This window comes from Paenibacillus apiarius, from assembly GCF_017052585.1.
Lineage (GTDB): Bacteria > Bacillota > Bacilli > Paenibacillales > Paenibacillaceae > Paenibacillus_B > Paenibacillus_B apiarius.
In genome coordinates, this window is the sequence record NZ_JAFFHZ010000001.1 from 3,539,932 (window position 1) to 3,559,009 (window position 19,078).

At 50.8% G+C, this 19,078-nt stretch carries 16 protein-coding genes; 8 read left to right on the plus strand and 8 right to left on the minus strand.

What is annotated here, in order from left to right:
• Positions 1–5: 5 nt before the first annotated feature.
• Positions 6–1,363 (minus strand): IS1182 family transposase gene (locus tag JSQ80_RS15820; RefSeq protein ID WP_240463666.1). Its coding sequence is split into 2 segments (ribosomal slippage): positions 6–793 and positions 793–1,363, totalling 1,359 coding nucleotides; the frame shifts between segments, so codons are not numbered across the junction.
• 310 nt (positions 1,364–1,673) lie between these two features.
• Between JSQ80_RS15820 and JSQ80_RS15825 the strand changes: the two genes are divergently transcribed.
• Positions 1,674–3,578 carry a sensor histidine kinase gene (locus JSQ80_RS15825; protein ID WP_206095979.1) on the plus strand — a complete coding sequence of 635 codons (1,905 nt, stop codon included), beginning with the start codon at positions 1,674–1,676 and terminating at the stop codon, positions 3,576–3,578.
• A gap of 62 nt (positions 3,579–3,640) precedes the next feature.
• Here JSQ80_RS15825 and JSQ80_RS15830 read toward each other — a convergent pair whose 3' ends face one another.
• From JSQ80_RS15830 to JSQ80_RS15850, 5 genes are all read right to left on the minus strand, one after another.
• Positions 3,641–3,880: an NHLP leader peptide family RiPP precursor gene (locus JSQ80_RS15830; protein WP_206095980.1), complete on the minus strand. Its 240-nt coding sequence runs from the start codon at positions 3,878–3,880 to the stop codon at positions 3,641–3,643.
• A gap of 52 nt (positions 3,881–3,932) precedes the next feature.
• Positions 3,933–4,889 (minus strand): hypothetical protein, encoded by a 957-nt coding sequence (locus tag JSQ80_RS15835; protein WP_206095981.1) that lies wholly within the window; start codon positions 4,887–4,889, stop codon positions 3,933–3,935.
• A gap of 5 nt (positions 4,890–4,894) precedes the next feature.
• Positions 4,895–5,671 carry a class I SAM-dependent methyltransferase gene (locus JSQ80_RS15840; protein ID WP_206095982.1) on the minus strand — a complete coding sequence of 259 codons (777 nt, stop codon included), beginning with the start codon at positions 5,669–5,671 and terminating at the stop codon, positions 4,895–4,897.
• A 136-nt stretch (positions 5,672–5,807) separates the two neighbouring features.
• On the minus strand, positions 5,808–6,668 hold the full coding sequence (locus JSQ80_RS15845; protein WP_206095983.1) for an MBL fold metallo-hydrolase: 861 nt from the start codon (positions 6,666–6,668) through the stop codon (positions 5,808–5,810).
• Complete coding sequence (locus tag JSQ80_RS15850; RefSeq protein ID WP_087435073.1) at positions 6,665–7,144, minus strand: MarR family winged helix-turn-helix transcriptional regulator; 480 nt, start codon at positions 7,142–7,144, stop codon at positions 6,665–6,667. The genes JSQ80_RS15845 and JSQ80_RS15850 overlap by 4 nt, the downstream gene beginning before the upstream one ends.
• 325 nt (positions 7,145–7,469) lie before the next feature.
• On the opposite strand from JSQ80_RS15850, the gene JSQ80_RS15855 reads away from it, so the two are divergent.
• From JSQ80_RS15855 to JSQ80_RS15865, 3 genes are all read left to right on the plus strand, one after another.
• A complete protein-coding gene (locus tag JSQ80_RS15855) occupies positions 7,470–8,309 on the plus strand; it encodes an EcsC family protein (protein ID WP_206095984.1) in 840 nt (279 codons plus the stop codon).
• Positions 8,310–8,410: 101 nt separating this feature from the next.
• Positions 8,411–9,631, plus strand: a complete 1,221-nt coding sequence (locus JSQ80_RS15860) for an acyltransferase (protein ID WP_206095985.1) — start codon at positions 8,411–8,413, stop codon at positions 9,629–9,631.
• A 431-nt stretch (positions 9,632–10,062) separates the two neighbouring features.
• On the plus strand, positions 10,063–11,457 hold the full coding sequence (locus tag JSQ80_RS15865) for an RtcB family protein (protein ID WP_240464131.1): 1,395 nt from the start codon (positions 10,063–10,065) through the stop codon (positions 11,455–11,457).
• A 128-nt stretch (positions 11,458–11,585) separates the two neighbouring features.
• On the opposite strand, the gene JSQ80_RS15870 is transcribed toward JSQ80_RS15865, so the two are convergent.
• Both JSQ80_RS15870 and JSQ80_RS15875 read right to left on the minus strand, forming a co-directional pair.
• A complete protein-coding gene (locus JSQ80_RS15870) occupies positions 11,586–12,653 on the minus strand; it encodes a hypothetical protein (RefSeq protein ID WP_206095987.1) in 1,068 nt (355 codons plus the stop codon).
• Positions 12,654–12,838: 185 nt separating this feature from the next.
• The gene (locus JSQ80_RS15875; protein WP_254912274.1) at positions 12,839–13,291 is read right to left on the minus strand and encodes an arylsulfatase regulator; all 453 of its coding nucleotides are present in this window, start codon (positions 13,289–13,291) and stop codon (positions 12,839–12,841) included.
• Positions 13,292–13,425: 134 nt separating this feature from the next.
• Between JSQ80_RS15875 and JSQ80_RS15880 the strand changes: the two genes are divergently transcribed.
• The 4 genes from JSQ80_RS15880 (at position 13,426) to JSQ80_RS15895 (ending at position 19,066) form a co-directional block, all read left to right on the plus strand.
• A complete protein-coding gene (locus JSQ80_RS15880; protein ID WP_087435069.1) occupies positions 13,426–13,788 on the plus strand; it encodes a helix-turn-helix domain-containing protein in 363 nt (120 codons plus the stop codon).
• A gap of 270 nt (positions 13,789–14,058) precedes the next feature.
• Positions 14,059–14,421, plus strand: a complete 363-nt coding sequence (locus JSQ80_RS15885) for a helix-turn-helix domain-containing protein (RefSeq protein WP_087435068.1) — start codon at positions 14,059–14,061, stop codon at positions 14,419–14,421.
• Between the two features lie 780 nt (positions 14,422–15,201).
• Entirely contained in the window at positions 15,202–16,917 is a 1,716-nt protein-coding gene (gene ggt, locus JSQ80_RS15890; protein WP_206095988.1) for a gamma-glutamyltransferase, read from the plus strand.
• Between the two features lie 103 nt (positions 16,918–17,020).
• Positions 17,021–19,066: a methyl-accepting chemotaxis protein gene (locus JSQ80_RS15895; RefSeq protein WP_240463684.1), complete on the plus strand. Its 2,046-nt coding sequence runs from the start codon at positions 17,021–17,023 to the stop codon at positions 19,064–19,066.
• Positions 19,067–19,078: the final 12 nt, after the last annotated feature.

A 19,078-nucleotide genomic window follows, 5' to 3' on the forward strand; every position in this document is an offset into this window, starting at 1 on the left:
GGGAATTACCCTCTTTCCAGGCGATCCAGGTGGATCGCTATCTTCTTCATATTCTGCACGGCCGCCGTCATCAAGGCTTGTTCCCTGACGTTTTGCAGTCCGCGTAAACGGCAATAGCGAAACCCATGGAGCTCTTTAGCATCCGCGAAGCTTCGCTCAATTGTTTCTTTTCGTTTGCGGTACAACCATTTGCCTGACTTGCTAAGCCGGTTGTTCCGTACCCACTCTTTGCTGTCCTCCCATACATGCCGGGCAATCACCTTTCGGTGATTTCGAGAGCGTGTACATTCGTTCAGTAAAGGGCAGCTCTTGCAATGTTCTGGATCAGAGGCATATTGCCGGTAACCCTCTCGGTTGGTTGTCCGGTAAGAAAGCTCCTGCTTAGCTGGACAGACGTAAATATTCCGCTCAGCATCATAAGTGAATTTCCATTTTGGAAATAATCCTTGCGTAGGATGAAATCTTCGGTGAGCAATCACAGCAAAAATCCCTCGTTTTTGCAGACCTTTACAAATAGGCGTAGTCAAATAACCTGAATCTAAGGCGACAGCTTCTACTTCAAAACCGAATCGTTCACTTTGGCGATCTAAGCGTGACAAATACGGCACAGAATCATGGACATTTCCGGGCGTGACATGTACATCCGTAATCAGATTGTATTTCACATCTACGGTGCGGTGATCTAAATAAAAGAATCCTTCCGGTTTACCGTCTCGAATCATATATCCACTGTCGGGATCCGTCTTGCTCACTTTTATCTCTTTTTCTACTCTCACGTCCTCTCTGGTTTTCAGGGCTTTTTTCCGTTTGCCTTCCGGTCTACTTCAACCGCAGCGTTGAGCTCGCCAATGTAATCTTTGGTGTTTTGCAGCACTTGTTGCTTGGTATACTGGTGTTTATTAGCGTTCGCTTTGACATGTGTGGAGTCGGAAATCAGCACACGTCCTCCGACCATCCGGTGTTGAATCGCTTGCAGTACAATTTCATCAAAGACCTCTTGAAAAATATCCGTATTTTTAAAACGGGTACGTCGATTCCAGCTAATCGTTGTATGGTCAGGAACTCTATCGGTAAGCCCTAGCCCTAAGAACCAGCGATAGGCCAGGTTGGTTTGAATTTCACGTTCAAGTTGGCGTTCGGAGCGAATGCCATAGAAATAACCGAGAAAGATCATCTTGAAGAGGACTGCAGGATCAATTGCAGGCCGACCATTGTCCTCGCAGTACAAGGGACGAACCTTCTTATCTATAAACGAGAAGTCAATGTATCTGTCCACCTTACGCAGCAAATGATCTTGGGGAACCAAATCCTCAATTGAAACGAATTCGTAAGATTGTTGTCTTTCCCGATTGGAACGCAACATAACCAAGCACCTTCCGTCATGAGTATTGTTACCTATATTATACAATATTAACGCGGTGTCGTGTTGAATTAAGTCAAATAAAAATAGCTGTCGAGAACTTTCTCGACAGCCTGAAGACCGCTCCACAATAGTGGGGCGGTCTTGTTCTTGTTTCAGGAGCGCTGCCGCAGACTAAAACAGAGCAATTTAGAAGATCTTCGACAATATCGGAAAATTTTCCAAATAGTGAGAAGGAATTTACAAAAATTTGTTGAAATACTGCGAATGACCCTTTAGGTCTCGATCATACAAAATGTGATAGAGGTGCTGTATGGAAATCCTTCGCAAAGGTATCGCATTAGGGGTGCTCTTTCTTATTATAGGTATTTTGATTCAGTCATCTTGCTTCTGGGCGGCATCGTCAGATTCAGAACAGTTGAAGCTGTCGAAGTGGGACGTGCTGTGGGAAGCAAGCCCTCTGCAATGGGAGGAGGTGGCGAACATGGAGGAAGGGTGGAGAGAGGTGGATCTCGCCCGGGGCATTCCATCGAAGCCGGAACAAATCCATTCGGCTTGGTTCCGCATTGCGCTGCCGGCTACGCCTTGGGATGAGCCCGGACTATTCATCGACAAGCTGTATGCGTTTGATCTGGAGGTTTATACCGAGGACGGACGGAAGGTATTCGAAGCTTCACGTGACTATACCTATGATGTGTACCACATTCTTGTGCCTCTCGTTGCCAATCCCGCAGGGCAGGATATATTTATTCATGCTTCGACATCAAGCGATAGATTTGGCATTCACAGTGAAATCACGATCGGAAATTATCAAGACATGATTCCATTATATGTGAATAAGGGGCTGCTGGATATCATCTTGGGCGGCGCCCTGGTATTTGCCGCCGCCGTCATGTTAAGCTGCACTTTGTTCTTGCGAAATATCGATGTGCCGAGCTGGCTGTCGCTTAGTCTGGTCATTTTATCCTCCGGTGTTCTGATGATCACGTATTCCAGATTTACGTACACCTTCTTCAGTGAGTATGGAAAGATTTTTGCTATTCTGTTCGACCTGGGTTTAATGATATTATTTCCTGCTTTAAGCTACTACTTCGAGATAATAACAGGTCCCGGACCCCGTGGTATTATTACAAAATTCCGCAAATTTCAAGTGGGCTATGCAACATTTATTCTCTTGCTGCTTGTTGCCAATCTGATTTCGGATAATGCCATTTATAGCGTTTATTTTTTTGTGACGGTAACGGTTCTGGCTTTTATCATTGTCATTCAACTTATCGTGCTGCTTAGCTTTTCTGTTTTGTATGTGCTGCGGAAAAATAAAGATGTCGTTCTATTTGCGGTTGGTTTCACCATATTCGCAATGACATCCATCGCAGAATTGATATGGTTTCTCGTACGGTACGCTCAATATGAATTGTCATTGTGGAAGTGGGGGATGGTGTGTTTCGTTCTTTCGCTCATCCTTATTTTGGGAAGACGGATTGCTTTGAATCATGAGCGGGTCATCCAGTATTCGAAAGAACTCGAAATGTATAACGGTAAGCTGCAACATTCGGAGAAGATGGAAATATTAAGCGAACTTGCCGCTTCGGTGGCCCATGAAGTGCGCAATCCGCTCCAGGTGACGCGCGGTTTCCTGCAGCTGCTGGACAGCAAGGCGGTGACGAAGGAGAAGGAATATTTGAAGCTGGCGCTGACCGAGCTGGATCGGGCTTCCGCCATTATTACCGATTTCCTTACCTTTGCCAAGCCGGAGCTGGAGGACATCACGGTGCTGAATGTGGGCGAAGAACTGAGCCATATCGAAGGCATTCTCATTCCTCTCGCCAACATGCAGGGCGGCGTCATAACGTTGAATGTTCCGCCGCACCTGTGCATTAACGGGAACTCCTCCAAGTTCAAGCAAGCGTTCATCAACCTGATTAAAAACAGCATCGAGGCTTTAACCGATAAAGGATGGATCCGCATATGGGGATATGAGCAGGAAGGCGCAGTCACCATTCATATTCAGGATAATGGCGTCGGCATGGACGAACAGGAGCTGAGCCGGTTGGGAGAACCTTATTTTTCGAATAAAACGAAAGGTACCGGACTCGGTCTCATGGTGACGTTGCGGATTATCGAGGTCATGCAGGGGGAAATCAAATTCACCAGCAAGAAAGGCGTCGGCACCGAAGTGGTTGTTCGCTTCCCCTCCGTCTATGAGAAAGCGATGTGAAGCGGGGCAATTAAAAAGAAGAGGGCGCGTCCCTCTTCTTAAAGCATGGATATATGGTTAGTTTACCAATATCCCATCCGCACACGCCCTGCTGTGATGACATCTGTCGGATTCGGAGGGATAACCAAAACGAAACTGTCCGCGGTTTCTTCTACGGCTTTCATGTTAATATGTTCGGGAATGGAGATGCCCAGCACTTCCTTGATAGCGGACTTCGGATCAGATAGCAGCTTCTGCTTGAATGACGGATCCTCCCAAGCCTTCTGTACAATTTGATTTCTGACCAGTTGTTCGGTGCTCATGATACTCATCCCTCCATAAATTGGAATTTTCTTGATTTCTAGTTTATCATGCTTAATTTGTAGAATCCACTACTTTTTTACCGTTTTTCGACAGCCAATGATTCAATCCGCCTAGCATTAAAGTCTCCCGCTCTTGCCGAACGCGGCTGGCTTCACCGACGAGACCATCAACGAGAAATTGATGAAATTGATACAGGTGCGCGATGTCGAGGTTGAACGCCTGCAACCGGTGGTGATGTTCTTGCGCCTGTTCTGCGTAGCCGCCCATGCAGTCGTGCACGGCTATTGCTGTCTTCACCGTATCTGGCGACAACGGTTCCATAGCCGGCAGATTCAGCTCGAAGCGGATCCACGACAAGAGGCAATTGTAGCTCCCTTCCCGCAAATCCTCCTCCCAATCTTCCCAGTCATCGGCCATTTGCAGCGTCACGAGCACGGTGTCAACCGCATTCGTCATCGCGTCGATCAGATGAGTCCGCCCGGCAAGCTGTAGAGCTCCAGTGCTGGCAAATTTGACGGGGGCTGCTTTTCTCGCAACCATGACGCGATGCGTCAGGAAAATATCTTCCTCCCGCTCCTTTGCCACGGCTTCCGCCCATTCGGTAATATATTGATGGAACGATGCCCAGAAGGGAGAATGAGGAGGATAGATCTGACGGTATATTTGCAAAAATTCCAAATAGAACAAGTTCCCGAGAATAAGCTGTTCATTCCGGTTTTCCGGCACCGTATCCATTAAGTCGTCCTGAAGGAAAAAGTATAGCATGACGAATACGTTGGCTATGGACAACTGGCGGCATTGCTCCCGCGTCAAGCCTGCCGTTGCTTGCACCCAGTAAGGAAGCAAGTAGCATATGTAGTTGGTTGTGCTATCCCGTATCAATGGGTTGAATTTCTCCATATATCGTTGCCCCGACACGTTCATGGGAGCAGGAAAGACTTCTATTCTCCGTTCCGCCTCCGCGAAGACTTCGTGCAATTCCGCTTTGTATTCATCGAACCATATCATGCGAATCATTCTCCTTTGCTTAGAGGTTGGGAACTCGCCCGAATGGCTTCCAAGCCGAACATGCGAATGTTCAGGTTCAGGTCCGAATGGTACCACTCGTCCAGCTCCCGTGCCCTTTCTTGAGATAGAACGGTTCCGGTGAACAGTTGAGATACGAGCTGCAGGTAACGAAGAACCTTCCTTCTCATCTGCATGTTGTCGGTTGAGATGTCGTAAGATGTGATGTTGATGGGGTGAAATTGAAAATGTGCCAGCTCCATTTTGAGTATGTCTTTGAGGGCCAGAAGCGAGGGCCTGCGAATGCGGCGGCGAGCTGCTTCATACATGCTGGCGAACAATGGAAGCCCATCTGCATGCAAAATGCCGGCTTCTTCAATATCGATAATGATGATGCGGGCTCCATCATCTGTGCGCTCTTGCAGCCAGCGGAAGAAATGCGCCCTGTCGGGAATGTGATCGATGACGAGCCTGGCGATGATGGTGTCGAAGGTGCCGCTCGCGGGCAACTCTTCGTAGCTGCCGTGATAGCAGGCGATTGGCTGGTTCGGCTGAGCATGGGCTCTGTGCAAAATGGCATCATTGAGGTCGATGCCCGTGCATGCCGATTCGGGGAAGGCTGCTTTGAGCCGATTCAGATAGGCGCCGTTCCCGCAGCCCACATCAAGCACGCTTCCGGGTGCGGAATCGCGGAAATACAGCAGCTTCTCCGTGTCGAACAAGAGGTCCGCGGTCAACTCAAGCATGTCGTCGAAGATGTCGATGATGTCGATTTGCGGCGTCATTGTAAGCCCTCCTCAACATTTGCTGGGATGAAAGTCATATTCAGTATAGATTACAGGGCGAGTGGAAGGCAATATCAGGAAAATAAAAATGCCGTCGATTCATGAGAGCGGAATCGACAGCAATTAGGAATAGGCGTTATTTTCGATAGCCGTTGGCAAACCATTCAACCGCCGTTTGTTCGAATTCTTCGGGCACTCGGCCCAACAGCTGCGTAATCGATGCAGTTACGGCATCTTTATTGCCGTCATGTTGTTCCGTCAGATCACAGAGCAGTTGCAGCTGTCCGGCAAATTGTTGAAATTCGGCTTTGGACAGCGGCAGCTCGTGCGACAGGACATAGATGTCGGCCTCATATTTCTGTATCCGCGCCAGCAGCGCGCGAGTGCCGGGGACGGTATACTGAACCGGATTGCTGTACAAGTCCTGATACAGGCAATCTCCAAGCAGCAGGACGCGCTCTTCTTGGACATAAATGATGGAGGAGTCATGGGCGTGATCGCCGCCGACGTGCTCGATGCTGCAATGCAAGCCGCCCAAATCAAGCTCCAACGAATCTTGGAACGTCATCGCAGGGACCTCGATCGCAACGTCGCGATTGGGGCCGAGCTCTTTTTTTATCATATCTGCGCAAAAAGGAATTTCCGTTCCATTGCGAACTCTTTCATCCAAAGCGTCGTCGGTCCAAGACAGCGGCACGAGCTGCTCAATCGCCTGCTTCGTCGCCTCGTGGGCGATGAGAGGGATACCCATGCGGTGGCTTCCGAAAATATGATCCCAATGCCAGTGGGTAAGTACGGCTGCATACGGTTGTGGCCATTGACGTTCAGTCAACAGAGAAAGGAAGAGAGCAGCGTGTGCGGGCGAATTCCCCGCATCTACGACAAGCGTCCGCTCTGTACCGCGTATCGCCGCGATAATTGGACGGTCGGTCTCCTCCTCTGGAGGCAAGAACACGATATGATCCGTTAATTGTTTCAAAATTCGTTCATGCTTCATTTGTCTTCCTCCTTAGACCGTGTTTTTCCGGATTCGTCGCCGAGAAGGCCATTCAGCTTCGTAAGGGTGTCAAGCACTTGCTGTAATTCCCTCAGTTCGACCTTGGAATAATATTTGCGGACCAGCATCTCGTCAATGTCTTCCAGCACCGCCCGATATTCCTCGCCGCGCTTGCCGAGACGGATGAGCGCTTCCCTTCGGTTGCGCGGATTGGGATCGCGGACAATCATATCCCGGCTCTCCAGCTTCGCCATCGTCTGGCTGACCGCGCTCTTCGTCACGTTCATGTAAGCTGCGATCATGTGTGCGGTAATAGGCTGAGACCGAATGATGTGGAACATAATGAGCTCTTGCTGCGGCGTCAATTTGAAGTCATTCAACCGTTCCACTTCCGGAGAGCCGGACGTAATGTTCATTTTGAAACGTTCGAATTGCTCATTGATCCGATCCATGACGCGGCGATACTCGTCATACATGGACGAACAACCTCCTTCCGCCTCGTTGCAACAAATTGTTTAGTTAACTTAACTTAATTATTGTTTTAATATAAACCGGATTTCTGGAGCTGTCAATTGCGATCACAGGGGTCGGAGACAGATCATGGAGCGGTATCGCGCGGCGCAGCAATGTGAGTGCGATGGCTTGCTGGACGATCGGGAAAAGGCAGAGGCCCAATCGTTGAAGGAATTAATTTACGGCGGGCACGTGTAAAACATACGAAACGATATCCTTCATGCAGCGTACAATTGTTAATCAAACATATGGGTATGTGTGCGCACATCGTGGAGGTTGGAGCCAAGGATGATACAGGAACAACGTGCAGAGCTGGAGCAAGCGCTAAAGGAAATCGAAACGTGGGAGCGGGAACAGCGCGATTTGTCGTTTTTCGAAAAAATCGGGCGGATGCCGTTCACGCTGCTGGATCGATTTACGCCGAAAGGGATCCAGCAGAAGATTGCGGAGCTGCTGGATGAATTGGGCAGCTATTTGCATACCGGCGGCAATTACTTGGTACAGGAGAAGAGCGTGCTCAAGAAGCTGCATGCGAATTGGCAAGCAGCCGCCCCGGCAACGGCTGGGCAGTATGCGGAGCCGGACATTGCGCTCGTTCAGGCCATGCCGCTCGCCGTGTGCGATCGTGTGGCGGAACAGGTGCGGGAAGCGAACAAGACGATGGCGTTCGCCCAAGGGGCGACAACCGGGTTCGGCGGCATCTTTACGCTTGCGATCGATATTCCCGCCGTGCTCGGGTTGGCGCTGAAGGTGCTGCAGGAGACGGCGATTTGCTACGGCTATCATCCGAACGATGTGAGGGAGCGCGTCTTTATCGTCAAGTGCATGCAGCTCGCCACGTCGGACGTCGTCGGGAAGCGGGCGATCTTGAAGGATCTGGCTGATTATGATAATCCGGACCGGGATCGGGACGCTATCTCCGAAGTGCAGGGCTGGCGGGAGACGATGGCCTCGTTCACCGACAGCTTCGGGTGGAAGAAGCTGTTTCAGACGATTCCCGTGCTTGGCATGGTACTCGGATCCTTCATGAACCGTTCCATGATTCACGATATGGCCGAGACGGCGCAGCACATGTACCGCAAGCGGGCGGTTAAAGCGCGGTTGCGGGAATTGGAGTCAAGCCTTTAATATGTTGACAAAATATTTTTACTGCTATTTCATCTCATTTTCAGGTTAATGGATTACAATGGGGCCTTACCTTCAACTATGAAAATGAGAGGATTGGGGCAATGACAACGAAATCACCTATCCCATCAGGCAAAAAAGAACGCATTGATGAACTTACGATTATGCGGGCGCTTGCCTTCTTTGCTATCGTTCTGCAGCATAGCATTGGCGAGTACATCTATCGTGCCGATATTTTGCCTGAGGATGCTATCATGTTGGGGATGCTGTATCACTTTACGCGATACGGAACTTTGACTTTCGTCTTCTTGTCGACCGTCATCTTGTTCCATAATTACGATGCTTCTCTTGATTACGGGCGGTTCGTCAAGCGGCGCGCGCAGTCCGTGCTCGTGCCTTTCGCGGTGTGGACCTTGGTATACGGCGTATTCTCGCTGCAAGGGCAATTGCTGACCAAGGATGGCTGGGTGCTGCTGAGCAAGCAGTTCCTCGTGCCGACTTACGGCTATCAATTGTGGTTTATTCCGATGATATTCCAGTTGTATCTCCTCTACCCATTACTAGTTCGGTTTGTACAGACTATGCATGAGCGGCTGGTCAAGTGGTTCGGAGTCATATCCGTACGCCATGTGACGGGGATATTGCTCGGGCTCGGAGCGGCTTATGCAGGTCTCATGTACTGGTCATATTATAAGGCCGCAGGGTGGGCAGAATCCGTCGGCGGAATCGGACAAGTATTGGCCGGGCACCGGACGATGATCGTCGTGTTTTACTTTTTCTACATTGCGCTTGGCATCGTGTGCGCGCTTCATCTGCAGCGCTGGCGGCATTGGGTGCAGCAGGCAGCTTCTTGGAACTTGTGGATTTTTGCCGTGTGCTATATTCTCATCGGTTACGATCTGCTGTCCGTGGGAGTGCAACCGATTAATTTGAATATTTCGACCTATTTGAAGCCGACTGTTTTCGTGCTTATCGTAGCGCAGATGCTGCTCATCTATGCGATTGCGCTGCACATCCAGAAGCGCGGCGGCATCATGCAGCGGTTCCTGCAGATGGTGGGAACGTACTCATTCGGCGGATATTTGGCGCATGCGCTCGTGTTGGCGCTTGTGTCCCAATTTACCCGCAAGCTGCCTCTGGAAGGCTTGCACCTAATCGCAACCGTATTGACGTTTGTGGTGGTCGCCGCGTTATCGTTAGTTATCGCCAGATGGCTGCAGCGCTCTCCGTTCGCAGCGGTATTTATCGGGGCGAAGCGCAGGAAAGCAAGATCGGCAGAGGGGGCCCGAAACCGGCGGAGCGTGGCGAGTTCTTCTTACTCCTAGCGCGGCATGCTTTCTTTTTTTGCTAAAATAAGGGTTGACATGAACGGCTTTACCATTTTATGATGAATATACATTTTGGAAAAGGAGGCTGATGAAGATGACATGGAATCAATATGTGACGCTGCAACTGCATAATGTTAGTGAACGGTCTCTCGTCGGCCTCTACGGAGTGAGAACAAGATAATCGAGTGATCCCCCTCGGGGGAGGCTTAATCGGTTGCTTGGCCACGGACGATGAAGTCTGTGGCTTTTTTGTATGCTATATGCTGGAATGCCGCATGACGAGAGTCTGCGGCCTTTTTTTGCATTCTTTGTTTGGAGCAAAACAAAACAGACAGAACGGAAACGGGAAGGGAATTTTAAAATATATGTATAAAAACGATTCTTTATATAATTGGCAGGAGCAAGAGCCGGAGTGCTATTATCGAACAATGGAGCTGCCTGCCGGGACGCTGCACGTCTATGCCAATAATGCCCTCTACCATGATTTGGGGGCCAAAGTATTTGAAATGGCAAACAATAATTTGCAAATTCCGAATCGGGTCTATATGAGCTATACCCCGGACGTTCATGTCGGCGTCGGCACCTGCATCGGCACAACGGCGGTTTGGAACGCGAGCGACGGGTATGTATCGCCCTCCATCGTCGGGAGCGATATCGGTTGCGGCATGCGTGTTCATCTAACGAATTTGCACCGCGACACCATGCAGGATGTGAAGCTGCGGCGCAAGCTTGTGAAGGCGATAGAAAAGCTGATTCCTATCGACTCCCATGCGCGCGGTCATTTTTCTGACATCCGCTTGGAGCATGTGCTTGTGAAGGGGCTTCACGGCTTGCCCAAGAAATACGTGCCAGACGCCTATACGCCGAAAAAGGCGACGTCCCTGACCCATGTGGAGCATAGCAAGTTTGCGTTTGACGAGGACGTGCTGGATGCGATGCCGGCAGCGGCGTGGCACCGCTCTCACCGCCAGCTGGGAACACTCGGCAGCGGCAATCACTTTGCGGAGATCCAAGCGGTTGAAATCGACGAGTCGAACCGGGAGGTCGCGGAAGCTTGGGGATTGTTCGATGGCCAAGTCATCGTCATGATTCATTCAGGTTCTCGAGCTTGGGGCGGTGCCGTCAGCCAGCTATGCAGCAAGGAAATGGCGCAGTGGATGCGTTCGATCGGGAGCGGCACGGCCGATCCGAAGCTTGTGTTCGCGCCGCTTGCCGAGCCGGTGGCAGAACGCTATGTTAATTTGATGTATTCGGCGCTCAATTATGCCGTGGTGAACCGGCACCTGATGGCTTACGGCATCCGCGAGGCGTTCCGCGAAGTGTTCGGCACGAAGGTGGAGATGAGCACGCTGTACGACTTAATGCATAACTATGCGTGGGAAGAAAGCCATGGCGGACGCCGCATGTTCGTGCACCGCAAGGGGGCGACCCGCGCGCTGCCGCCGCAGCATCCGGACAATCCGAAGCCGTATGCGGCAACGGGGCATCCGGCGCTCATCCCGGGCTCGATGGGCAGTGCGTCCTACCTTATGGTTGGCCGTGAGGCGGGGGCAGCGAACTATTATTCGATCTGCCATGGCGCGGGGCGCGTCCGGTCTCGCAGCGCCACGAAGCAGCTGGTGACGGTTGACGAGTTCGCGGCTTCGCTGCGGGTCGGCACGGAGGACGAGGTGGTCGTGAACCAGCGCACGCTGGAGTCGATTATCGACGAATCGCCGCAGGCCTACAAAGATGTGGAGCAAATTATAGAGAGCGTCGTTGGGGCCGGACTTGCCGGCGTTGTGGCAAGATGCAAGCCTTTGGCGACGGTCAAAGGCGGGTAGCATACGGCTCGCGCGCCCGCTTTGAACAAGATAACCCGCATTCCTTCTGGGGATGCGGGCTATCGCCGTTGAGAAGCACCCGCCGCCGGCCGAATGCCACCTAGCACAAGGTTCCCCTCCTTGCCCGTCTAGCACAAGGTTCTGCACAAGATAGCGACGGGCGAGGAAGCAGCGCCGGCAATGGCTATTTCTAGCGGGATGGTAAGCTCGCTACGGGCCCTTACCGTTACATTCAAGAGTTCACACGCTTCATGCGGGGCTTTGATGACAGGAACGCCGTATGTCACGCCCTTTATTTTGACGGCCCCTGCAAATGTCCCGCCGCGCGGGTTAAGGTAGACCGCCACTTGCCTCGCTTTGTGCGTGCGGTTGACGAGACGCACGGGCACTATATATTTGGCTCCATATTGCCCTTTATTATCAAAGGCGCGCTCCGGGTCATAGCTTGCGGCAGCTTTGTACAGAAAATCATTCCCTTTGCTCATGATGCTTACACTCTGCTCCCCCTGCCTTACATCGAAGGAAATGGGATTGCCCCGAATATCCGCAAAACCCCATGATCCCCGCGGGTGAGTGGAGTTCGGCGTTACGGGCGGCTCGCGGTGCGTTCTGAGCTCTGCGCACTCGTGGTTCGCCAATACCGAACGCACCATAAACTGCAACGATCTCTTCTTTTTCTTCTTTTGCTTCAATGTAAATTCCACAACAGCACCGCTCAATGTATTGGGCTTCATCGGCATTTCGTACACGATGCCAATGTCCCCGTCTTGAACTGACTTGTCCAAGGGAGGGCGAATATTCCATGTTCCGCCGATGAGCGCTTTGGCCATGCACAATCCTGCCGCAAGAAAGTCTTCCGTGTGAAGCACTTCCTGCACGCTTACTTTGGAAATTTGAATCGGGTTAGAAGCATCGGAAGCGCCATCATTGCTGACCGTGACTGCCGCCCGCAAGGGAATGTCCAACTGATTATAATGCCATACAAACATGCGGTACGATACGCTCCCGCTATGCTTCACCGTATCATGCCATACCGTGGCCATATGGTTGACGAACGGCACGTTGTCATTAATTGATTCGGGATTATCACTCAGAAACAACCGTCTGTTGCCGCTTCCTCGCGCGCCTGAAATATCCGACGGTACCGGCACGGCGCTTAATTCAATCTTTTGTTTGTCAGGCTGTGTGCAAGACATGAATATCCCTCCTTGGAAATAAATGAACGTGCAGTGTACAAGATCATTGTATGAGCGATGCCGGCGAGACAAGACGATAAATCTATTTTTCTTCTCTTGCGGTTGGATAGCAGAGTATGCTTAAGTGAAAGTATCGAAATAGACCGCTCCCTTGGGAAAGGGCGGTCTATAACTTGGTGCGGCGGTTAGTCGTCATTTTGTTCGTCTGGAGGCCTGGGTTCTTTCAGAAAATGCACATAATCCGCACCCGTTTGCAGGAAAAAGGAGTATGCATCGAGCGGGTGCTCGTCCGATGCGAATGAGATGCATATGCGATAATTGCTATCCGTCTTGAATTCGTTGTACGTAAAGGCAATCAGCCTGAGCGGGGCCGTATGTGTGATGGTCGATTCTTGGAGGTCGTGGAACACGGTGGGATGCTTCTTTTTTAATAGGCAGATTCGATGATAGGACAGCTGCTGTAAATAACTGCTGTTGTCTTGTTCAATAATTTCGAATCCGTAATTGAAGTCCCCTTTATGAAGCACAACGATATGTTCATTCCCAAGCATATACATCGCTTTGAATTGGTACCATAGGTGTTCATCCCGTCCATTACACAGCACGACGTCCTGAACGTTATGAATTTTGGGTATCACACGATCACCTCGAAGACTTATATTACTTCTATATTGCCATAATAACATTTATATATTTTAAACACAATAATAGCATTCATAATGGTGTTTTGATCGCGATAGCTTTCTTATATGCTAAGGATGAGGTGAACGGAATGGCGGACTTGAAAGTATTTTTAGGGTATCGGATTCGACAGCTGCGCAAGCTGAAAGGATATACCCAAGCGGAGCTTGGAGACAAATGCGGAATGAAGGCTTCCTACATCGGAGGTGCCGAGCGCGGCAGCATTAATATTTCGCTAGATTCGCTAGAACGGATGATTCGGGCGCTTGACGTAAGCATCGAGGATTTCTTCGCGTTCGATACAGCCAATGTAGATGCCGGACGTCTCGGTATCGCCGGCACACTTGAGCTGCATGTGAAGCTGCTCAAAGGCAGGGAACCGGGCGACGTGAAGCTTGTCCATCGCATTGCCAAAGATATGCTCGAGACATTTGACCGCAGAATGAAACATTAGATAGAGGTAAGAGGCCCGCGCAAGGCCTCTTTTTGGTATTGGCGTGCAGCTGGGCTTGGGGCATGCGTACGGCGAAATCTGCGCAGAAGCGCTATGTGCTCAATTGTAGAGCAATGATTCATGCTTTAGTGCGTTTTAAGTCGCCTCGAAGACATATATTACTTCTATACGGAAATAATGGAACTTATATATATTAAATGTAATAATGGCATTCATAATGGTATTTTGATCGCGATAGCTTTCTTATATGCTTAGGATGAGGTGAACGGAATGGCGGACTTGAAAATATTTTTAGGGCATCGGATTCGACAGCTGCGCAAGTTGAAAGGATATACCCAAGCCGATCTCGGAGACAAATGCGGAATGAAGGCTTCCTACATTGGAGGCGCTGAGCGCGGCAGCATTAATATTTCGTTGGACTCGCTGGAGCGGATGATTCGGGCGCTTGACGTAAGCATTGAGGATTTCTTCGCGTTCGATACAGCTAACGTAAACGCGGAGCGTCTCGGCATCGCCGGCACACTTGAACTGCATGTCAAGCTGCTTAGGGGCAGGGAACCGGACGACGTGAAGCTTGTCCATCGCATTGCCAAAGATATGCTCGAGACATTTGACCGCAGAATGAATACATAAATGGAGGAAGGGGCCCGCAAGGCCTCTTTTTTGTATGGCTTCACTCTCCCCATCATTCAGATGGCGCCTTTCTTTCTCTTCAAACGAAAATGTGATGTGGCGGCGCTCGGTGAGAGGGTTATGTTTCATGCGCTTATGTGCATTCTCCCCTACAATCAGGAAAGAAAACATCTAATGATCATTTGTAGACGAATGCCTCATGCTTTTGCGCGTGTTATGCTGCTGCGCCTTATCTGTTGGATTTCGTACATTAGATTGGTGAGGTTGAGCCTCGAAAGGAAGCTTCCATTGGAAACTGCACAGTCAAATGACCTTACACTCGGCTGCTTCACTGGCGCAGGGCTGATTTGACTGGAATTTTTACAGTGGATTGTACGCTTTCTGCTTAACATGCGAATTACCAATGGATGCTTTCCAATGACAGGCCGGCGCCTCCTTCTGATGAAAGGGGATAATGAAGCAAAGTGCCGGATGAAGCCCCCATCGTCAGTCTGAACATGCAATGCCGCTGCACACAGGGAACATTCATGACATCCTTTACCCGAGATATATGACAATCTTGGAAATGTGAGGCATGCAATATACATAATTTCACTGCAACGACCGATAAAAGAAAGTGAAGGAGCGGCCGCTTCTGAATGATAAATTTCGTGCAAGACGGTAATTTTCAATATTATGTATATGAATATATGAACAGATCTATATGATTCAATGTCTAGGTCGTCTTTTTTATTTTTTGATTCCACAATATGCGCACGATGGAAGGGGAACGACGTTATCATGCGGTTTACCTTTAAAAAGTGGTCTATGTTGCTAATGTCTTGTCTGCTCTTCGTAACTTCCTTCTCAGCAGCCGGCGCGGCAAACCGTCCGACGACGATGGCCCAGAACGGAATGGTAACTACGCCTCACTATTTGGCATCTGCGGCGGCTCTGCAGGCGCTTGAGGATGGGGGCAACGCCGTGGACGCCGCCATTGCGGCCGCATCTACGCTCGCCGTCGTCTATCCGCACTATACGAGCATCGGCGGGGACAGCTTCTGGCTAATCTACAACGCCAAGACGAAAGAAGTGAAGGCGCTGAACGCGAGCGGGCGTTCGGGGGAGAACGTCACCATCGATTTTTATAAAAATAAAGGGTATGACAAAATTCCATCGCGCGGATATCTTGCGGCCAATACCGTTCCCGGAGCGGTATCCGGCTGGGGAGAAGCCTATGAGTACGCCAAAAAGTCGATGGACCGCCATTTGCCATGGGACAAAGTGCTGGAGCGGGCCATTGGATATGCGGAGCATGGGTATCCGGTAACGCCGAACCAGGAGTACTGGACGAAGCTGAATCTGGATACGAGCGACAAGGAATTGAAAAATCTGCAGCGGTTCGAAAGCTTCCGCAACATCTTCCTGAAGCCGAACGGAGAGGCGTATAAACCGGGGGAAGTCATGGTGCAGAAGGACCTGGCCAATACATTGCAGACGATTGCGGACAAAGGGGCGGACGCCTTCTACAAAGGTGAAATCGCCGACAAAATCGTGAAGGACATTCAGGCGAATGGCGGCGTCTTGACGAAAAAGGATTTTGCCGGGCACAAAGCGGATTGGGTCAAGCCGATTTCTGTCGATTATCGCGGGTATACAGCTTACAACGTCCCACCGAACTCACAGGGCATGGCTTCTTTGTCCATCCTCAACATTTTGAATCATTTTGACTTGAAAAGCATGGGCGAAGGGACAGCAGATTACTATCATGTCATCGTAGAGGCGACGAAGCAGGCGTTTGCCGATCGGGACAAATGGCTGACAGACCCTGATTTCGTCGACATTCCGCTTGACCAGCTGCTGTCTAAGCAGCACGGCAAAGACATGGCTGCCCGTATTGATATGAAAAAAGCAGCAGAATCCGTCAAGCCGCTTGATCCAAAAGGGGATACGGTATGGCTCGGCTTCGTGGATAAGGACGGCAACGCCGTATCTTTGATTCAGAGCCATTACTTTGACTACGGTGCAGGCGTCGTTGCCAAGGATACCGGCGTTATTTTGCAGAATCGGGGCAGCTTCTTCTCCTTGGACCCGACTCACATTAACAAGCTGGAACCTAAAAAACGCACCTTCCATACGCTGAATCCGGCGATGCTCTTAAAAGGGAACAAGCCTTACATGCTGTATGGCACGCAGGGCGGCGAAGGGCAGCCGCAGACGCAGACGGCGCTTGTCACTCGGGTTGTAGACTTCGGATTTACGGTACAGGATGCGATCGAAGCGCCGCGATGGCTGCACGGCCGCAATTGGGGATCATCGTCGAACGATCTGAAGATGGAAGGGCGCGTGCCGCAGGCGGTGCGGGACGAACTTGTAAAACGCGGCCATCCGGTGCAGCCGGTTGCCGACTATACGGATACGGTTGGCCAATCGGGCATTATTATGATTAATCCGGACACCAACGTCAAATTCGGCGGCGCCGATCCGCGGGGAGAAGGAGCGGCGTTGGGCTATTAATAGATTGACGCAAGAGACGGAAGACTGCCGGGCGAGCACCGGCAGTCTGCTGCCGTCGTTGCGTAATGGCAGGCGCTAGAGGTAAGGAATGGAGATGACACCGATGGGAAAGTTGGAGCCGTTTCTCAATAAAGCGATGTATAGAAACGGGTTGGTATCACGGTTTACAGGGAAGCTGGGGAACAAGCTGGCGGCGTGGTTTCTCATTGTCGCATTAATTCCGCTGTTGCTGACCTCCCTTTATTTATTTCAGTTCAGCTCGAAGCAGTTGGTAGACAAACAAACAGAATCATACGTCAAATTAGTTTCGAGCACGTCGCTTATTATGAACCAATGGTTAACGGAGCGAATGTCGCAAATGGATATTTTGTCCCTTACTACAGACATTCGCTCTACTGATCAAGCGGCGAAGGCTGAGTTTATTGGGCAATTTACGAAGAGTGCGAATGTGTTTGACGGCAACACGTATATCGGTCCGGACGGCATCGTCGTTGCGGATACGTTCCCGGACAGTGTCGGCATCGACTTGTCCGAGCGTCCTTTTTTCCAGGACGGATTGAAAGGCAAATCAAGCTATACGGACGTTATCTTGGCGAAGACTACGGGCAAGCGCTCGATTATTGTCGCCTCGCCGGTCAAAGGGAAGGAAGAGAACGTGATCGGAGTGCTGACCGGGCTCATTAACTTCGAGGCGTTCACCGATCGCTTTCTGAAGGATCTGTACATCGATAACGGAGCGGTGTATCCGATTGTAGTCGACAATCGCGGACAGATTCAGCTGCATCCGAACAAGGAATGGATCGGCAAAAAAGTGAGCGAACTTGAGCTTGCTTCGGATTTGGGCGGCATTTTGCAGAAGCAGGAGAAAGAGGCTGCATCTTACCATTATGCAGATAGCGGCGAATCCTACGTAGTGGCCTATTCTCCGATTCAGGCTACAGGCTATGGCCTTTATCTGCATATCCCGGAAAGCTCTATAACCTCGGCAGTATCTTCAATGAAGATCAATGTGACGGTCATCATGCTCTTCGTCACTATATTGGTCATGATCATCGCAATCATCCTTTCCCGCAGCATTACAAGACCTATTGCTAAAGTGGCCGTTGTAGCGGAGCAGGTATCGATTGGCGAATTAACCGTTGAACCGCTGGCTGTCCGTTCCAAGGATGAGGTAGGGATGTTGTCTCAGGCGGTCAACAAGATGGTAGAGCAATTGCGCAACTTTATAATGGAAATTAACGCCACGGCGCAGCAGGTGGCTGTGTCCGCCGAAGAGCTCTCCGCCAATGCGGAGCATACGAGCAAGGCGACCGAGCATATTGCCGTTACGATTCAGGAAGTTGCAGATGGCACGGAGCAGCAAGTGCGCAACGTTGAAAATAGTGTGCAGTCCATTCACGATGTGTCGGTAGGCGTGCAGCAAATAGCCTTGAACGCCCGTCAGGTCGCCGATTCAGCGGGGAATGCCTCCGATAGCGCGCAAGAAGGCCATCAATCGATGGAATCGATGACGAAGCAGATGGGCGCCATTCATGATACGGTGCAGCAACTGGCGGAAATCGTGAAACGCCTCGGGCATCGATCCGCCGAGATTGACAACATCGCACAGGTCATTCACGGCGTTGCCTCGCAAACGAACCTGCTCGCGCTCAACGCGTCGATCGAAGCGGCACGGGCTGGCGAACAAGGCCGCGGATTCGCTGTCGTTGCCGGCGAAGTGAAGAATCTGTCCGAACAGACGGCGCAATCCGCGCAGCAAATCGCAACCTTGATTGATGCGATTCAATCGGAGACGAATCAAGCCGTGCAATCGATGGAGCAGGGAACGAAGGAAGTGGCGGTCGGAATCGATGTGGTTCAACAGGCTGGGGATTATTTCGAACAGATTTTGCAGGCGATCCGTCAGGTCGCAGATCAAATTCAGAACGTAAGTGTCTATGCGCATCAGATGTCCCAGGATACGGACCAAGCGGTCAACCGGGTACAGCAAATTACGGCGGTAGCTGAGCAATCGGCGGAAGGGACGCAAAATGTGTCTGCCGCAACCGAAGAACAGCTTGCCGCAATGGAGCAGGTCAGCTCCTCGTCCACGGCGCTTGCCCAGATGGCGGAAGATCTGCAGGCGCATGTGGCGCGTTTTAAGGTATAGCGATTGGCAGGT